Raw genomic sequence first — 15,860 nt, forward strand, 5'->3', positions numbered from 1 at the left:
TGTCGGCCATGGCGCTGGAAAAAGCGGCATAGGGACTAGCGATCCGAAACTTCGATGGGAAAGGTATGCCAGAACCTCACTAAAACGACCAAAAAGCCCTCTTAAACCGGACGAAAATCCACTTCGAAAATAAACCATAAAAAAAATCCCGGAAACATCGATGTTCCAGGATTCGTTCTGTCCAGTTTTTAGTGAAAATCGGCCTACTCCCGAATATCCCTAATTCATGTCAGATTAAAATTATCTATCGCAATTGGCTGTCCACGTTTCGTTGTCTTTATTATAGCCGATAATTAATGTTCCTTCGTCAATTTTAATAGCACCATCCAAAGAAATTAATACACTCTGATTCTTTTCCATTTTAATACCTTTTAAACTTGGAATTCCATCAGAAAAATCAAAATTATACGTGTTTCCTACTTTAACGAGGGTGACACTCCCATTTTCTGTGGAGATGGCTGTATCGCCTTCAGAATCAGTATACCCTACAGACCCCTTGTATGTTCCAACAAAAACATTGTCATCCGTAGGGTCATTGTCCTTACTGCAAGATGCGATTAGAACAGTCGTGATAAATAGTAAGCTCAGGAATTTAAATGATTTCTTCATGTTCATATTTTTTAATTAATGAACAAAACTAATCCCTTCCATTAAAAAATAAAATAGCCAAAATGTATCGTGTTAACCTTTTATGCATTACAGTTATAAAGCGCTATCCACTTTCATTTCCGTATTAATAATTTGATCAACCGCATGCCTATATTTTACTGGATTGGAAGCTTTTTTTATGACTTTGTAGGTTTTTTGTGGGTTTGAAGTAGTTTGGGAAAAGAACTCCCAAAACCCTAGCATTTTCATTTTTATAGGTGTTGGTCCCGACAAATATGCGTCATATTGCCTGTAAATGGTGTCATGGAACTCCGAAAATATAGCCCAACGGTTTTTAGGATATTCCGTAGTGTTGTTTTTTATCATATTAGGTAAAAAGGGATCGGCAATTAATCCGCGACCAATCATAAAGTGGTCAATAGTTGGAAAACGTTTTTGGATGTCTTTAAAAGCTGCAACACTTGTAATATCCCCGTTATAGTACAGCTTGTGTTTGGTACGATCGATACATTTTTCAAAAGCATCCAAATCTACTGGGCCTTTATAGAGTTGCTTGCCAATTCTGGCATGAATTGCAATGTTTTTAAGGGGGTATTGATCTAAAATAGGAAAGGCGTATAGAATTTCTTCTGCATTTTCGTAGCCCATCCTCATTTTCATAGAGACCAAAATATCGGTTTCGTTGTGTGCTCTGTGTAGGACTTCATTAATTCTATTGGGGTTGCAAATTAAGCCAGAGCCCATGCCAGATTTTGTCACCATAGGATAAGGACAACCTAGATTCCAGTTTAATTCCTTGTAGCCTAAACTTTGCACATATTTGGCGACAAATAAAAACTCCTCTGGGTCATTGGTTATCACTTGTGGAATAACCTCTAAGGTATTGTTGTTTTCTGGTAATAGATCGTTTTGGTAGGATTGCTTAATTTTTAGCTTTCCATTTAGTCTAATATAGGGTGCGTAAAAAGTATCAATACCACCAAAATAATGGTTAAAGGCATTGCGAAACCTGAAATCTGTAAATCCTTGTAAAGGTGATGAAAGTAGAGTAGAAGCCATCTTATTAATTAATACGGCAAAGATAGGCTAATTGGATGTTGCTTCAATATGGCATTAAGTTAGATTTTTTCTCCTTGTAATTCCAGCTAGCTAATCCCTACAGTAGCTATCGTAGGGATAGTGTTTAAACTGGTTAATTACTACTTACATAATCATAAACGGTTTTAGATATTTTGGCCAATTGAACGGTTCCTTTGTCAAAGTCTTTTAGATTCTTTGAGAGTAGCACTAATACATAAGAACGGCCATCAGGTAAATACACAATTCCCGCGTCGTGATGAACTCCCGTTATAGAACCGGTTTTATGAGCCACTTTTACTTCCTTAGGCAAGTAAAAAGGGATGACATTCTTGTGTTGCTGATCTTTTAAAATGGCAATCATCGCTTCGCAATCTTTTTGATTGCCCGCATTGGTATTGGCAATAGATTTCATAATAATCATTAAGTCCCTGGCGGTGGTAGAATTGCTTAGCCCTTTTTCATACGCTTTTAGGTCTTCTACGCCTCGCAATACCTCAATTTTTTCTGCGCCTAATTCCCGCATCGTTGCCGTTACTTTTTTAGCATCCACAAGTTCAATAAGAACATTGGTAGCAAGATTGCTGCTAATGGTGATCATGCTATGCATTAAATCTTTAAGCGCCACTTTAGTGTCTATTTGTTGGTAAATAATATCGTCACTGTCCTCGTTTATATCCATGCTATATAAACTACCATCAACAATACTTTTAAATTCATTTTTTAAGACAATAGAATCATTCAGGTTTATTTTTCCTTCGTTGGCCTGTTTAAATAATTCTATCATCACGGGCACTTTCATGGTGCTGGCCGCATGAAATTTTTCATCAACATTAATATATAAACTGTCTTTGGGTTCCGATAAGCTGTAAAATGCAATAGCCACAGTTCCATCTATAGTGTCAATCTGAGTCTTAATGGTCTTTTTTAAACGCTCTTTTTTAGAGGCTTTTTCTTGGCAAGAGGAAAGTATAAGAATAAGGGCTAGTAAGGTGATGGAAAAAGTTGTTTTTAGAGAGTTCATGCTTTTAGTTGCGCTATTAATTTAGTTGTGTTAGGAATAGATTCTTTAAATTTAAGGTAAATAACGTAAGGTCAATCAATTCGATTCCTTGTCAGTGTAACTTACTGATTTTAATAATAAAGAATTGAAATCTAGTTGTTTTTTTACAATTGTAATTAGGCACAAGGGTAACTTTGCCGGCCGAAATAGGTAGGCTCGCGCCAGCTAAGGATAATGGATCTGTGAGAATTTTAGAAATTATAAAGAATAGTTAATGTTAGCTCTAAACAATGTGAAAATGAAATTTAAAGCGCTATTTAATCTGCTAATTTGTTTATCGTTTGCTTTTGCTGCAAGCTCACAATCTTCAAAAGTAGATGAGCCTAAAAAAGTCTTATCCCTAAATCCTGGTTTAGATAATCCACGAAATAGTGAAGGAGATTTTATCGCCCTGAAAGAGGGTCCTAATATGTTTGTGTATAGTAAGTACTATGGAGAATCTACAAGTGATCATGCTCCCGCCTCCTTGGCAGCTAGATATTCAAAAGATCAGGGGAATACATGGTCCGCGGAAGACAGAACCATAGTGTAGAATGAAGGGGGTTTGAATGTAATGTCAGTTTCATTGCTTCGTTTACAAAACGGAAATATTGCTCTTTTCTACTTGTTAAAGAATTCTACTGAAGATTGTGTTCCTATAATGCGAATTTCAAAGGATGAGGCGAAAACTTGGAGTAATCCTGTTAAATGTATCCAAGATAAACAAGGGTATTTTGTGCTTAATAATGACCGGGTAATACAGCTTAAAGACGGAAGACTAATGATGGCTGTGGCGCTTCATAGAATTCCTGGAGGAGAGTTTGTGAACAAAAGTGATTTGTATGCCTATTATTCTGATGATAATGGGGTGACTTGGACTTCTAGTATGAAAGTGCCTAATGCAACTGATATAGTTACTCAGGAACCTGGTCTATTAGAAATGGAGGATGGGAGAGTAATGATGTACATTAGAACCAGTGGTGGTGTTCAGCAATTGTCATTTCCTTTAGACCGAGGTGAATCTTGGAGTCCAATTGAGGCCAGTAATATTCCTTCCCCTTTGTCACCAGCAACCATCGAAAAACTTCCGTCTACGGGAGATTGGTTAATAGTATGGAATAACAACGACGGTAGGGACATTAAGTTAGAAGGTAAACGAACACCTTTAACAGTAGCAATATCAAATGATAAAGGAATTAGTTGGAAATATGTAAAAAATATAGAAGACGACCCCGATGGTTGGTATTGTTATATCGCAGTTCATTTTATAGAAGGTAGTGAGAATGTGTTACTAGGATATTGTGCTGGCGATAGGCCTTCGGGTACAGGCCTTTCAGTTACAGATATTACAAAATTAAATACTGATTGGATTAATGAGAAATAGTCTACGTGGTAGCTTCTTTTATATTTTTCACTTGTAATTAAAAGCAAGGAGGAGGAAGCTAATGTAAATGGATGGTTTGTTAAATTAAAAACCCTTGAAAATCTATTGATTAACAAGGGTCTTCGTACTCGAGGCGGGACTTGAACCCGCACGGCCATAATGGCCATTGGATTTTAAGTCCAACGTGTCTACCAATTCCACCACTCGAGCCTCTGCGTTATACAGCGTTTCCACATCTGGTAGTACGTGGATTGTAAGTGAGCGAAAAACGGGATTCGAACCCGCGACCTCCACCTTGGCAAGGTGGCGCTCTACCAACTGAGCTATTTTCGCGTAAGGTTTTTAAGAACTTCACATCCTTCTCGAATGCGGGAGCAAATTTAATACAATTCTTTAAAATGCAAAGCCTTTTTTATTAAAAAGTATTTTATTCTTTATAATTATCGCAGGCTGAATGATTTGTAAATAAAAAACTTTTGTTCCAACGCTGATCAAAAGTCTTAAGCATTCTTCTGCCTAGTGAGTAATCGCTTTATTTCATTAAGCTTCATCAAGGCTTCTACCGGAGTTAAAGTATTGATGTCCAAGTGAGTGATCTCTTCTTTTATCTGTTCCAAAAGAGGATCGTCTAAATTGAAGAAGCTAAGCTGCATCTCATTCTGTACCAATTGCAATTTATCCGTAAGCTCTTCGCTGGAATGTGATTTTTCTAATTTCTTTAGAATCTTATTTGCTTTGTGGATTACCTGTTGTGGCATTCCTGCCATCTTGGCTACATGGATCCCGAAACTATGTTCGCTGCCCCCTGGCGTTAGTTTGCGTAAAAAAAGCACATTGTCCTCCAGTTCTTTTACCGATACGTTGTAGTTTTTTATACGGTCAAAAGTATTCGTCATTTCGTTTAGCTCGTGATAATGCGTAGCGAAAAGTGTTTTAGCCTGTGCTGGATGCTCATGTAAATATTCCGAAATGGCCCAAGCTATGGAAATACCGTCATAGGTGCTTGTACCTCTCCCAATCTCATCTAAGAGTACTAGACTACGCTCCGATAAGTTGTTTAGAATCGAAGCAGTCTCATTCATCTCTACCATAAAAGTAGATTCTCCCATAGATATATTATCACTGGCACCTACACGGGTGAATATCTTATCTACATAACCAATTTTGGCCGAGGTGGCCGGAACAAAACAACCCATCTGTGCCAAGAGTACAATAAGGGCGGTTTGTCTTAAAATTGCCGATTTACCACTCATGTTGGGACCAGTAATCATTATGATTTGTTGTTCGTCCCTGTTTAAAACAAGATCGTTTGCAATATATTCCTCCCCCAAAGGCAGCTGTTTTTCAATTACTGGATGCCTGCCGCCAACAATAGATAATTCCGTAGAGTCATCCATAGCCGGTTCAATGTAATTATTGTCTAGTGCCAATTGGGTAAAACCACATAGGCAATCTAACTGAGCTACCAAATGGGCATTATTCTGTACCGGTGCTATGTACTCTTGCATCCACACCACGAGTTGGGAGAATAATTGCTGCTCTAAGTCGAGGATGCGCTCTTCTGCCCCCAATATTTTGGCTTCGTATTCTTTCAGTTCCTCTGTAATATAGCGTTCAGCGTTTACCAAGGTCTGCTTGCGGATCCATTCTTGCGGAACCTTGTCTTTATGCGTGTTACGGACTTCTATATAGTATCCAAAAACGTTGTTGGATGCAATTTTTAGAGAGGTAATGCCAGTGCGTTCGGATTCGCGTTGTAGCATTTTATCCAAGTAATCCTTTCCTGAAAAGGCCAAACTCCTAAGCTCGTCCAACTCTTGGGAATAGCCTTCTGCAATAGTTTTCCCCTTTAACATATTAACTGGAGCCTCTTCATTCAGCATTTCCGTAATCTTGCTGCGTAGCAATTCGCAGCTGTGTAACTGATCGCCTAATAAAGCGAGCGATTCGTTCTTGGTATTGACGGTAAGTTGTTTAATGGGAACAATAGCTTCTAAGGAGTTTTTTAACTGCACTACCTCCTTAGGGTTAATTTTGCCCGTAGCCACCTTGGAAATTAATCTTTCTAGGTCTCCTATAGTTTTAATAGTGTTTCTCAGTTCCTGCAACACATTATTGTTCTCCTTTAAATGAGAAATAACCTGATGCCTTCTTCTTATTTTTTCTATATTTTTAAGCGGAAGTGCTAACCATCGTTTAAGCATCCGACCACCCATAGGGGATAGGGTTTTATCTATTACGTCTATTAGGGTTACCGCATTCTGATTGTTGGAATGGTAAAGTTCCAAATTCCGGATGGTAAAGCGATCCATCCAAATATGCTCCTCTTCCGCAATACGCTGTAAACTGCTTATGTGTTGTAGCTGCTTATGTTGGGTGTCGGATAGATAATGCATAATTACCCCAGCCGCCACTATTCCATGGCATAAATGATCTACCCCAAAACCTTTTAAGCTCTTAGTTTTAAAATGATTGGTGAGGGATTCTAAGGCATAATCGTCCTGAAAGACCCAATCCTCTGTAAAGAAAGTGTGGTATTGGGTTCCAAAAACAGCTGCAAACTCTTTTCTGTTGGACTTGGAAACCAATACTTCGTTTGGAGAAAAATTCTGTAAAAGTTTGTCAATTTGTTCTTCATTGCCCTCCGAAGTAAGGAACTCTCCTGTAGAAATGTCTACAAAAGCAATGCCCAATCGCTTTCTACCAAAATGTACCGCACAAAGAAAGTTGTTGTTTTTAGCCGTTAGAATATCATCATTCATGGCTACGCCGGGAGTCACCAATTCTGTAACACCTCTTTTTACAATAGTTTTGGTGAGTTTTGGATCTTCTAGTTGATCGCAAATAGCAACCCGTTGCCCTGCTTTTACTAACTTAGGTAGATAAGTGTTTAAGGAATGATGAGGAAATCCTGCCAATTCGGTTTTGTCACCGCCATTGTTCCTATGGGTAAGAATTATTCCCAAAATCTGTGATGCCTTAATGGCATCTTGACCAAAAGTTTCGTAAAAGTCGCCTACTCTGAACAATAGTAGGGCATCTGGATATTTCCCCTTTATGGTATTGTACTGCTTCATTAAAGGTGTTACCTTTTTTGTCTTTCCTGTGTCTCCCAAAAGCGATTTTATTAACTTATTTTTGCAATCTCTCTAAAGGAACGAAATTAAGGTTTATCTATTGGAATGCCTACTTTTGTTGATATTTTGAGGACAACTTTGTGAAAAAACGAATCGTTTTCATCTCTGGGAAGTGGTGAAATAGAATGATAATATAAAAATTGGAATGCGTAAACTTGAAAATAGTGAATTAGACCGTCTGAATGTAGAGGAGTTTAGGAAGCACAAAAAGACCCCTATTTGCATAGTGCTGGATAATGTCAGGAGTCTTAATAATATAGGATCTGTTTTTAGGACTGCCGATGCTTTTTTGATCGAAAAAATTTATCTCTGTGGCATTACGGCAACGCCGCCACATAAAGAAATTCATAAGACTGCCCTTGGGGCTACGGACAGTGTGGCCTGGGAATATGCTGAAGATGCCCTTCAAGTGGTGGAGAAATTGCAATACGAAGGATATGCTGTGTACTCAGTTGAGCAAGCAGAGGATGCGCAAATGCTGAACGATTTTAAATGTGAAAAAGAAAAAAAGTACGCGTTGGTATTTGGGAATGAGGTAAAAGGCGTTTCTCAGAAAATAGTCTCCCGAGGTGATGGCGTTTTAGAAATTCCTCAATACGGGACAAAACATTCCCTAAATATCTCTGTTAGTGTCGGAATTGTGGTCTGGGACCTTTGGGCAAAATTGCAAGAATAATTTATAGCTTGGCCTAAAGGGGAAGCTGTAACGCAGCGGCCTGAATCTTTTGTAGGATTTTTTCGTAATCCTGCTTATTTTTAACAAAATCCATCTCACTGATATCGATAATCAGATTGTTCTGTTCCGGAAAGCTTTTAATATAATCTAAATACCCACGATTGATTTTATCTAAATAAGCGGTCTCAATATTTTGTTCATAACTTCTCCCTCTTTTTTTGATATTTTCTATAAGCCTTTCCGTATTCTGGTGTAGGAAAACAAGCATTCTAGGTCTTTGTGTCTCCTTGTACATCATATTGAATAGCTTTCGGTATAGTTTAAATTCCTCTTCTTGGAGAGTTACCTTTGCGAAAATCAAGGATTTGTGAATGTCATAATCACTTACCATAAAATTCTTGAACAAATCATACTGGGAAGTATCGTCCATAAATTGTTGGTACCTATCGGCTAGGAAAGACATCTCTAGTGGGAAAGCAAATCGTGCTTGATCCTCATAGAATTTGGGAAGGAAAGCGTTGTCCGCAAATCGTTCCAAAACCAACTTAGCATTGTAATCTTGCCCAATCATTGTAGCTAATGTGGTCTTTCCAGCACCTATATTTCCTTCAATGGAGATAAAATGAAGCTGAGAGAAAAGCTGAAGCCTGTTGGTATACAGTTTGTGGGGAGCTCGTATTATTTCACTCTTGTCCTGGCATTCCTGAAGTAGGTTTCTGGTATCCTTATTAAAAATAGGATGGTAAAACTGAGGTGCTATATCGGCTAACGGCTTAAGTACAAACCTTCTTTTAGAAATGTTGGGATGGGGGATTTCTAGGCTATCTGTTTTACTAATTTCTGTATTATAGTATAGAATATCAAGATCTAAGGTCCTAGAAGCATAACCGCTACTTTGCTTTCGTTCCCTACCTAGAAATACTTCTATTTTTAATAACTCCTCCAGTAGTTCGGAAGGTGATAGTTGAGTTTCAACCGTAACACAAGCATTGTAAAATGGCTCTCCTTCAAAACCCCAAGCTGGAGTTTCGTATACATGAGAGGTCTTCGTAACCTTGCCTATACGGGCGTTAATCTGAAAGATGCCTTCTTGTAAGTGATTAAGCCGGTCTCCTAGATTACTTCCTAAGGATACGTATGTTGTTGTGCTTGGGTTCATAATAGGGTGGCAAAGTAAATAAAAGAAATCAACTTGATAAAGGGAATGTTATGAACAAAATCCAAATATTAAGAAATGAAAGTTAGTTTTATTACGGAAAGTGCTTTGATCAGTACGGTATTTGCAAAATATACTTTTGTGATTTAAAAAATAAACACGGAAATATTAAGTAAAAATTTGTAATAACTTAAAACTCCTATTGACTATCTTTGTGAGTTATAATTAATTCATATTTAAATGAAGTTTTTAAGAAATTTATTGGCCTCCATTATAGGAGGATTAATAGCATTCGGGATCTTGTTAGTGATGTTTTTTATTTTTGCTGCATTGATCGGAAATGCCGATGGTACCGTTGCAGTGAAAGACAATTCTGTCTTGGAATTGCAGTTGGAATACCCGATTAATGATTATGTGGGAATGGATAAATCTGATCCGTTTGCCGGACTTTTCAATATAAATCAAGGATTGGATGAGATTTTGCACGCCATCCGCGTTGCTAAAGAGGATGATAAGATTAAAGGGATCAGTATAAGTAACAGCATGTTAATGGCCGGACTTTCTCAAACCCATGCGATACGTAATGCCTTAAAAGAGTTCCAAGAAAGTGGAAAATTTATATATGCCTATGGGGATTTCTTTACCCAGCAAGATTATTATCTCGCTAGTGTAGCGAGTGATGTCTACCTAAACCCAGTAGGGGCTATGGACTTTAGAGGGTTATCTACCGAAGTTCTGTTTTTTAAGGATTTACAGGAAAAATCTGGTATTAAGATGGAAGTAATTAGGCACGGGAAATATAAAAGTGCAGTAGAGCCTTTCTTATCTAATGAAATGAGTGATGCTAATAGGAGCCAAATTAAGGAACTGTTAGATGCTCTTTGGGCTTCCCTGCTTTCTGATATTTCCGAGAGTAGAGGACTTGCAGTAGAAAACCTAAATCAAATTGCAGATACTTTAGGGGCTAGGACTACCGATTATGCCTTGCAGTCTGGATTAATAGACCAGGTAGCTTATTATGATGAATATGAGACAATGATCAAGGAAACCCTTGGGGTGGAAATGGATGAGGATATAAATTATGTGGGTATTAGCGACTATATTAAGGCAGCTAATAAGAAGAAGCTTAACAGAGGGAAAGATAAGGTAGCAGTGATATACGCTCAAGGAGAGATTATGTACGGTGAAGGTGGACCAAACGTTATTGGGCAGGGGATTATTAATGAAGCTTTGATAAAAGCAAGGAAGGATGAGGATGTGAAGGCCATCGTGCTTAGAGTGAATTCTCCAGGGGGTAGTGCTCTTGCTTCCGATATTATCTGGAGGGAAGTAGAACTTACAAAGAAAGTGAAGCCAGTGTTGGTCTCCATGGGAGACGTAGCGGCCTCGGGAGGATATTATATTGCTGCAGGTGCCGATAAAATCTACGCAGAACCTACTACAATTACGGGCTCAATTGGAGTCTTTGGTGCGGTTCCTAATTTAAGTGAGCTAGCAGAAAATATAGGCGTAAATGCAGAGCAGGTGGGAACCAATAAAAATGCGGTAGAATATTCCCTGTTTAAGCCTATGCAAGACACGTTTAGAGGTAATGTGCAAGAGAGCATTGAGCAGGTGTATACTACTTTTTTAGATCGTGTGGCAGAAGGTAGGGGGATTACCATTGCCCAGGCCGATAGTTTGGCCCAAGGACGCGTATGGAGTGGAGTAGATGCAAAACGCTTAGGACTGGTAGATGAATTGGGGGGATTGGATGATGCTATTGCTGGAGCGGCAGAAATGGCGGGAATTGAAAAATACAGCATCCAGAATTTGCCTAAATATAAAACGGGACTGGAAAAATTCATGGAAGATTATGGAGGTGCCGGCGCAAAAGCAAGGGAGGCCATGATTGAAAAAGAAATTGGGGCAGAGGCGTATGGTATATTAAAAGAAGTGCGTGCTGTAATGGAAAATAAAGGTGTGCAGGCACGTATGCCTTTTACGCTACGGATCCAATAAAAGCAGTAAAGGCTATCGTAACTGATTTTTGCTTCCTTAAAATCAGCCGGCACCTATGGTTTTCTTAACTTCCGATTGGTAGGATTAATTGTATGTTGCATCTATTTGATTGGGGTTGTGTACCTTTGGTTTTTGTGGAAATAGTGGATGTCCGATAAACCGGTGACTATTAAAGTATAACTTGATATTAAAAATGTTACAAGTACAATGGAGGATCACATCTTAAAGGAAGGCGATAGAAAACTTGCCTTTAAAATATACCTCTATTTAGGTGCTTTGTTCATTACCTCATTGGTAGTGTCCAACCTTATATTTCAAAAATTTTTTTATTGGAATCCGTTTGGGGACTTCACTGTATTTGGGGCCCCGCTTTTTGAGATTTCGGTGGGAGTATTGCCTTATCCTATTACCTTTCTAATAACAGATCTTATTTCTGAGATGTATGGGAGGAAAAAAGCAAACCAAGTGGTAACGGCTGGTATTTTCGCTTCTGTATTCTCTATGGGCATTGTGTTGATCTCAAACGTTGTACCAGCCATAGAAGGTTCTCCTGTAAATGATGAGCTGTTTAATAAGGTGTTTTCACTGTCTCCCATTGCGGTAGTTGCTTCTATGATGGCCTATCTATTCGCTCAGTATATAGATATAGGAATCTTTCACTTTTGGAAAAAACTAACTAACGGAAAGCACCTGTGGTTGCGAAATAATTTTTCCACCTTTCTTTCTCAGTTTATAGACACCTTTACCGTAGTAGGGCTTTTATGTGTTTTTGGCGTACTACCTTGGCATATGTTTTATGGCCTAGTGGTCAGCGGATTTGTTTTTAAGGTAATCATAGCAGTTTTGGACACCCCTTTTCTCTATTTTTTCGTATATCTATTTAGAAGGCGATTTAAGTTGGGGTTAAATCAAGAAATACAGATTTAAAGAGTATAAGATATAGTGTTTTGGGTTATTTCATAGTGCTGGTAAGAAGTTGGAAATAAAACGTATAACTTATTATAACGTTGGTTATGCTGAGAAGATTAATTTAATATGAAGATAAGGGTATATACGGAATGATGGGAAAGTGGAATGAGCCAAAATAAGATTGATTATAGATCATAAGGTTGATCGTTGAAATTTATATTGCTAAAAAAATAGAATTGCAGAATGAAAAATAAAGTTTTAAAAATTATAGGAGGTTTTCTTTTGGTAGTGGTTTTGTTGCTTATTGCAACCCCATTTTTCTTAAAGGGTAAAATTGCGGACATCATTAGGAATAAAGTAAATAATAGTATTAATGCGTCCTTCGATTTTTCCGATGCAGACCTTACCTTATTTAGTAGTTTCCCGTATGCTAGGGTTACCATGAAGGACATCACATTAATTAATAGAGCTCCTTTTGAAGGAGACACCTTGTTTGCTGCAAAGGGGGTGTCACTTAATATGTCGGTCAAAGAATTATTGAAAGACGCTTCGGAGCCCATAATACTTAAGAGCCTTAAGGTTGATGGTGGCCGATTAAATATAAAAGTAGATAAGGAAGAAAATGCTAATTATGATATAACCTTGGCAGATGATGGAGATCAGGAAGTGGTTAGCACCGATTCATCTGGTGAATTTACCTTATCTCTTGAATCTTATGAAATTAATGATGCTATAATAAATTATGGGGACGCTTCTTCGGGAATATATCTTACTATAGATGAAATGGATCATAAAGGTAAGGGAGACCTTTCCTTGGATACGTCCGAGCTAGATACGGAAACCAGTGGTAGGGTATCTTTTATGATGGACAGTACCCAATATTTAAATCGCAATCCCGTTAAACTTAAAGCGCTAATAGGGGTAGATCTTAACGAGAGCAAATATACTTTCCTAAAGAACGAAGCGCTTGTAAATCAATTGCCCTTGGTTTTTGAGGGGTTTGTAAAATTGAACGAGGACAATCAAGAAGTAGCTATTTCATTTAAGACTCCCTCATCGGACTTCAAAAACTTTTTGGCTGTAATTCCGGAGGTCTATTCCAAAAACATAGAAAATGTTACCACTACCGGGAACTTTACAGTTGCAGGTGAATTTAAGGGTATCGTTGATGATCTTCATATTCCTAAATTTAAAATCGATATAAATTCTGATAATGCTTCTTTTAAATATCCGGATCTGCCAAAATCGGTTAGGAATGTCTTTATAGATACGGAAATATCCAATACTACCGGAATAACTGAAGATACCTTTGTAGATATTAGAAGGTTGTCCTTTATGATTGACGAGGACAAATTTAATATGGTAGCAAAAATTCGTGATCTAATGGGCAACACTAAGGTAGATGCACAAATGGACGGAAGAATGAACTTGGCAAATATTTCCAAAGCGTATCCTGTGCCTTCTGGAATGGATCTTAAGGGGATTTTAAATGCGGATATCGCTACTGCTTTTGATATGGCTTCTATAGAGCGCAAGGAATATGAGAAGACCAAGACAAAAGGGACAATGCAGCTAAAAGATTTTGAATATAAATCCGATGAAATTCCAAACCCTATAATTTTACAGTCAACCGCGGTGTCATTTAATCCCACTACGGTTAGCCTAACAGAGCTTAAGGGGAAGACTGGAAGTACAGATTTTGATGCTACGGGTACAATTGATAACCTTTTGGGCTTTATGTTCAATAATGAAAAGGTAGAAGGTAGGTTCAATTTACATTCCAACACCTTTTCTATTGCAGATTTTATGGTTCCAGATACCGATGAAGTAAGTAAGGACGGAGGGAAATCGACTTCTAATTCGCCAGCCCCATCTGCAGAGAAGATTAAGATTCCATCGTTTTTAGACTGTATTATAAATGCTAGTGCGAATACTGTGGTCTATGATAATCTAAGGTTGAAAGATGTTAAGGGGACGCTTGCAATAAAGGATGAGAAAGCCACGCTTTCCAATATGTCCTCTTCTCTTTTTAATGGGAAATTAGCACTTAACGGAGAGGTGTCTACCAAAGGAGAAACTCCAACTTTTGCCATGGACTTAGGGATGAGCAACTTCAGTATAGCGGAAACATTTAATGGACTAGAGATGTTTAGGACCTTGGCGCCCATAGCTAAAGTACTTCATGGGGCTATGAATACCGAGGTGCATATTTCGGGGAATTTGAAGGATGACTTTACACCTAATTTATTGACTATAACAGGGAATATATTGGCAGAGCTAATGACAAGTAAAATTGATGCCAAGGATGCTCCTTTGCTTTCTGCCTTAGATAGTAAGTTGAACTTTCTAGATCTTGAAAATCTAAATTTGAAAGATTTAAAAACCGACCTGAATTTCGAAAATGGGGTAGTTAAAGTAAAACCATTTACTATTAATTATAAAGATTTTGCTATTGACGTTGCGGGAAGCCACTCTTTTGATGAAACCTTGAATTATATGGCTACCATTCAGGTGCCGGCCAAATATCTTGGTAAGGATATAAACCAATTACTGACTAGGATTAATGAGTCAAGTTTAGAAGAACTTACTATTCCGGTTACGGCTAATATAGGAGGGTTGTATAACAATCCTAAGATTACTACTGATCTTACCACCGGAGTCAAGAATATTACAGCTCAATTAGTGGAAATAGAAAAGCAAAAGCTAATTAATAAAGGGAAGGACAAAGCCAAGGATGTTATTGGGGATATTTTGGCTAAAAATCAGAAGGCTACCGATTCTACCAAAAAAGAGAATGCAGAAAAAGTGAAAGATGTTTTGGGTGGGCTTTTTGGCGGTGGAGCGAAACAAACAGACTCCGTCTCTAAAAAAGATTCAGTAGGAACTGGAAGTAAGGAGGCGCAAAAAGAGGCCCAGAAAGATGCCGCCAAGAAAATATTAGGCGGAATCTTTGGGAAGAAAAAAGAAGCTGAAGAAACTAAGAAAGATTCTGTTAACTAATTTCTAAGGCAATTACAGTGCCTTCATTACTGCGGATATTGAAGACGGTATTGTCTTCAAAAATAAGATACTGGCCCTTAATACCTTTAAGGGCCCCTTGGTAGTTGGGGGTCTTAACTAAATTAAGGCTTTTTACTTTTGTTGGATATTGAAGAACGGGAAACTCTAAATGGGTTTCCTTGTTGTTTTCTATATAATATTCCAATGCCTCGTCGGGAAGATATTGCTTCAGGTTATTTCGGATTTCTACTAAATTCTCATCCACCACATCGTTGGTAAGCATCTTTCGCCAATTGGTTTTATCGGCAACGTGATCTTTAAGAGCTACCTCTGTAATTCCTGCCAGATATCTATTGGGAACTTCTACTATCTCAATTGCTTCATGTGCCCCTTGGTCTATCCATCTTGTGGGGACTTGGGATTTTCGGGTTACACCCACCTTAATGGTGCTAGAGTTGGCTAAATACACAATATGTGGCTGTAATTGAACCTTTTTTTCGTATTCGAGGTCCCTGTCCTCCTGACCTAAATGGGCGGTACTCAGTTCGGGACGCATAATCCAATCCCCAGCCGATGGGATATCGAAAAAGCAACTTTGACAGAACCCTTGGCGGTAAATTGGTCTATCTGCTCCACAATTTAAGCATTGATAACCAATAAATTGTATCTTAATTTCCTTGTTAAGTACCTGGTTTACATTTAAGAAATCCCCTTCAAAAAGTAAATAATATTGAATGGGGTCTCCCATTTCTGTTTCCATTTTTTTTAATACTCCCTGGTACTGCATATAAATTATCTTGTGTAAATTCTATTTGATTATGAATTCAATTAAAACTATTTTTAGCTAAAATAAAAACAACTGCCCGACT

At 38.0% G+C, this 15,860-nt stretch carries 12 protein-coding genes and 2 tRNA genes; 6 read left to right on the forward strand and 8 right to left on the reverse strand.

Annotated elements, in window-relative coordinates; genetic code table 11:
• Nucleotides 1-240: 240 nt before the first annotated feature.
• The 3 genes from G466_RS0111025 to G466_RS0111035 all read right to left on the reverse strand — a co-directional run bounded on the left by G466_RS0111025 (nucleotide 241) and on the right by G466_RS0111035 (nucleotide 2,710).
• Nucleotides 241-609, reverse strand: coding sequence for a hypothetical protein (locus tag G466_RS0111025; RefSeq protein WP_026813717.1), 369 nt, complete (start codon nucleotides 607-609; stop codon nucleotides 241-243).
• 93 nt (nucleotides 610-702) lie between these two features.
• A complete protein-coding gene (locus tag G466_RS0111030) occupies nucleotides 703-1,668 on the reverse strand; it encodes a tRNA dihydrouridine synthase (protein ID WP_026813718.1) in 966 nt (321 codons plus the stop codon).
• Nucleotides 1,669-1,801: 133 nt separating this feature from the next.
• Nucleotides 1,802-2,710, reverse strand: a complete 909-nt coding sequence (locus G466_RS0111035) for a serine hydrolase (RefSeq protein ID WP_026813719.1) — start codon at nucleotides 2,708-2,710, stop codon at nucleotides 1,802-1,804.
• A 277-nt stretch (nucleotides 2,711-2,987) separates the two neighbouring features.
• Between G466_RS0111035 and G466_RS24240 the strand changes: the two genes are divergently transcribed.
• Nucleotides 2,988-3,281 carry a hypothetical protein gene (locus G466_RS24240; protein ID WP_205622028.1) on the forward strand — a complete coding sequence of 98 codons (294 nt, stop codon included), beginning with the start codon at nucleotides 2,988-2,990 and terminating at the stop codon, nucleotides 3,279-3,281.
• A gap of 21 nt (nucleotides 3,282-3,302) precedes the next feature.
• A complete protein-coding gene (locus G466_RS21835) occupies nucleotides 3,303-4,112 on the forward strand; it encodes a sialidase family protein (RefSeq protein WP_051315618.1) in 810 nt (269 codons plus the stop codon).
• 125 nt (nucleotides 4,113-4,237) lie between these two features.
• Here G466_RS21835 and G466_RS0111045 read toward each other — a convergent pair.
• The 3 genes from G466_RS0111045 to mutS form a co-directional block, all read right to left on the reverse strand.
• A tRNA-Leu gene (locus tag G466_RS0111045) sits at nucleotides 4,238-4,322 on the reverse strand.
• Nucleotides 4,323-4,372: 50 nt separating this feature from the next.
• A tRNA-Gly gene (locus tag G466_RS0111050) sits at nucleotides 4,373-4,445 on the reverse strand.
• Nucleotides 4,446-4,612: 167 nt separating this feature from the next.
• Nucleotides 4,613-7,189 carry a DNA mismatch repair protein MutS gene (gene mutS, locus G466_RS0111055; RefSeq protein ID WP_034235377.1) on the reverse strand — a complete coding sequence of 859 codons (2,577 nt, stop codon included), beginning with the start codon at nucleotides 7,187-7,189 and terminating at the stop codon, nucleotides 4,613-4,615.
• Between the two features lie 205 nt (nucleotides 7,190-7,394).
• On the opposite strand from mutS, the gene G466_RS0111060 reads away from it, so the two are divergent.
• The gene (locus G466_RS0111060) at nucleotides 7,395-7,925 is read left to right on the forward strand and encodes an RNA methyltransferase (protein ID WP_026813721.1); all 531 of its coding nucleotides are present in this window, start codon (nucleotides 7,395-7,397) and stop codon (nucleotides 7,923-7,925) included.
• 13 nt (nucleotides 7,926-7,938) lie between these two features.
• Here G466_RS0111060 and folK read toward each other — a convergent pair whose 3' ends face one another.
• Nucleotides 7,939-9,084: a 2-amino-4-hydroxy-6-hydroxymethyldihydropteridine diphosphokinase gene (folK, locus tag G466_RS0111065; protein WP_026813722.1), complete on the reverse strand. Its 1,146-nt coding sequence runs from the start codon at nucleotides 9,082-9,084 to the stop codon at nucleotides 7,939-7,941.
• A 237-nt stretch (nucleotides 9,085-9,321) separates the two neighbouring features.
• Here folK and sppA point away from each other — a divergent pair, with 237 nt between their 5' ends.
• From sppA to G466_RS0111080, 3 genes are all read left to right on the forward strand, one after another.
• On the forward strand, nucleotides 9,322-11,082 hold the full coding sequence (sppA, locus tag G466_RS0111070) for a signal peptide peptidase SppA (RefSeq protein ID WP_026813723.1): 1,761 nt from the start codon (nucleotides 9,322-9,324) through the stop codon (nucleotides 11,080-11,082).
• A 207-nt stretch (nucleotides 11,083-11,289) separates the two neighbouring features.
• A complete protein-coding gene (locus G466_RS0111075; RefSeq protein ID WP_026813724.1) occupies nucleotides 11,290-12,009 on the forward strand; it encodes a queuosine precursor transporter in 720 nt (239 codons plus the stop codon).
• A 225-nt stretch (nucleotides 12,010-12,234) separates the two neighbouring features.
• The gene (locus G466_RS0111080; protein WP_026813725.1) at nucleotides 12,235-14,991 is read left to right on the forward strand and encodes an AsmA family protein; all 2,757 of its coding nucleotides are present in this window, start codon (nucleotides 12,235-12,237) and stop codon (nucleotides 14,989-14,991) included.
• On the opposite strand, the gene G466_RS0111085 is transcribed toward G466_RS0111080, so the two are convergent.
• Nucleotides 14,984-15,778 (reverse strand): DUF2797 domain-containing protein, encoded by a 795-nt coding sequence (locus G466_RS0111085; protein WP_026813726.1) that lies wholly within the window; start codon nucleotides 15,776-15,778, stop codon nucleotides 14,984-14,986. The genes G466_RS0111080 and G466_RS0111085 overlap by 8 nt on opposite strands.
• Nucleotides 15,779-15,860: the final 82 nt, after the last annotated feature.

This window comes from Arenibacter certesii DSM 19833, assembly GCF_000429545.1.
Lineage (GTDB): Bacteria > Bacteroidota > Bacteroidia > Flavobacteriales > Flavobacteriaceae > Arenibacter > Arenibacter certesii.

Coding starts and splice junctions, on each gene's coding strand:
- G466_RS0111030 (WP_026813718.1), bottom strand. CDS start 1,668: ATGGCTTCTACTCTACTTTCATCACCTTTACAAGGATTTACAGATTTC.
- sppA (WP_026813723.1), top strand. CDS start 9,322: ATGAAGTTTTTAAGAAATTTATTGGCCTCCATTATAGGAGGATTAATA.
- G466_RS0111080 (WP_026813725.1), top strand. CDS start 12,235: ATGAAAAATAAAGTTTTAAAAATTATAGGAGGTTTTCTTTTGGTAGTG.
- G466_RS0111060 (WP_026813721.1), top strand. CDS start 7,395: ATGCGTAAACTTGAAAATAGTGAATTAGACCGTCTGAATGTAGAGGAG.
- G466_RS0111035 (WP_026813719.1), bottom strand. CDS start 2,710: ATGAACTCTCTAAAAACAACTTTTTCCATCACCTTACTAGCCCTTATT.
- G466_RS0111025 (WP_026813717.1), bottom strand. CDS start 609: ATGAAGAAATCATTTAAATTCCTGAGCTTACTATTTATCACGACTGTT.
- G466_RS24240 (WP_205622028.1), top strand. CDS start 2,988: ATGAAATTTAAAGCGCTATTTAATCTGCTAATTTGTTTATCGTTTGCT.
- G466_RS0111075 (WP_026813724.1), top strand. CDS start 11,290: ATGGAGGATCACATCTTAAAGGAAGGCGATAGAAAACTTGCCTTTAAA.
- mutS (WP_034235377.1), bottom strand. CDS start 7,189: ATGAAGCAGTACAATACCATAAAGGGGAAATATCCAGATGCCCTACTA.
- G466_RS21835 (WP_051315618.1), top strand. CDS start 3,303: ATGTCAGTTTCATTGCTTCGTTTACAAAACGGAAATATTGCTCTTTTC.
- folK (WP_026813722.1), bottom strand. CDS start 9,084: ATGAACCCAAGCACAACAACATACGTATCCTTAGGAAGTAATCTAGGA.
- G466_RS0111085 (WP_026813726.1), bottom strand. CDS start 15,778: ATGCAGTACCAGGGAGTATTAAAAAAAATGGAAACAGAAATGGGAGAC.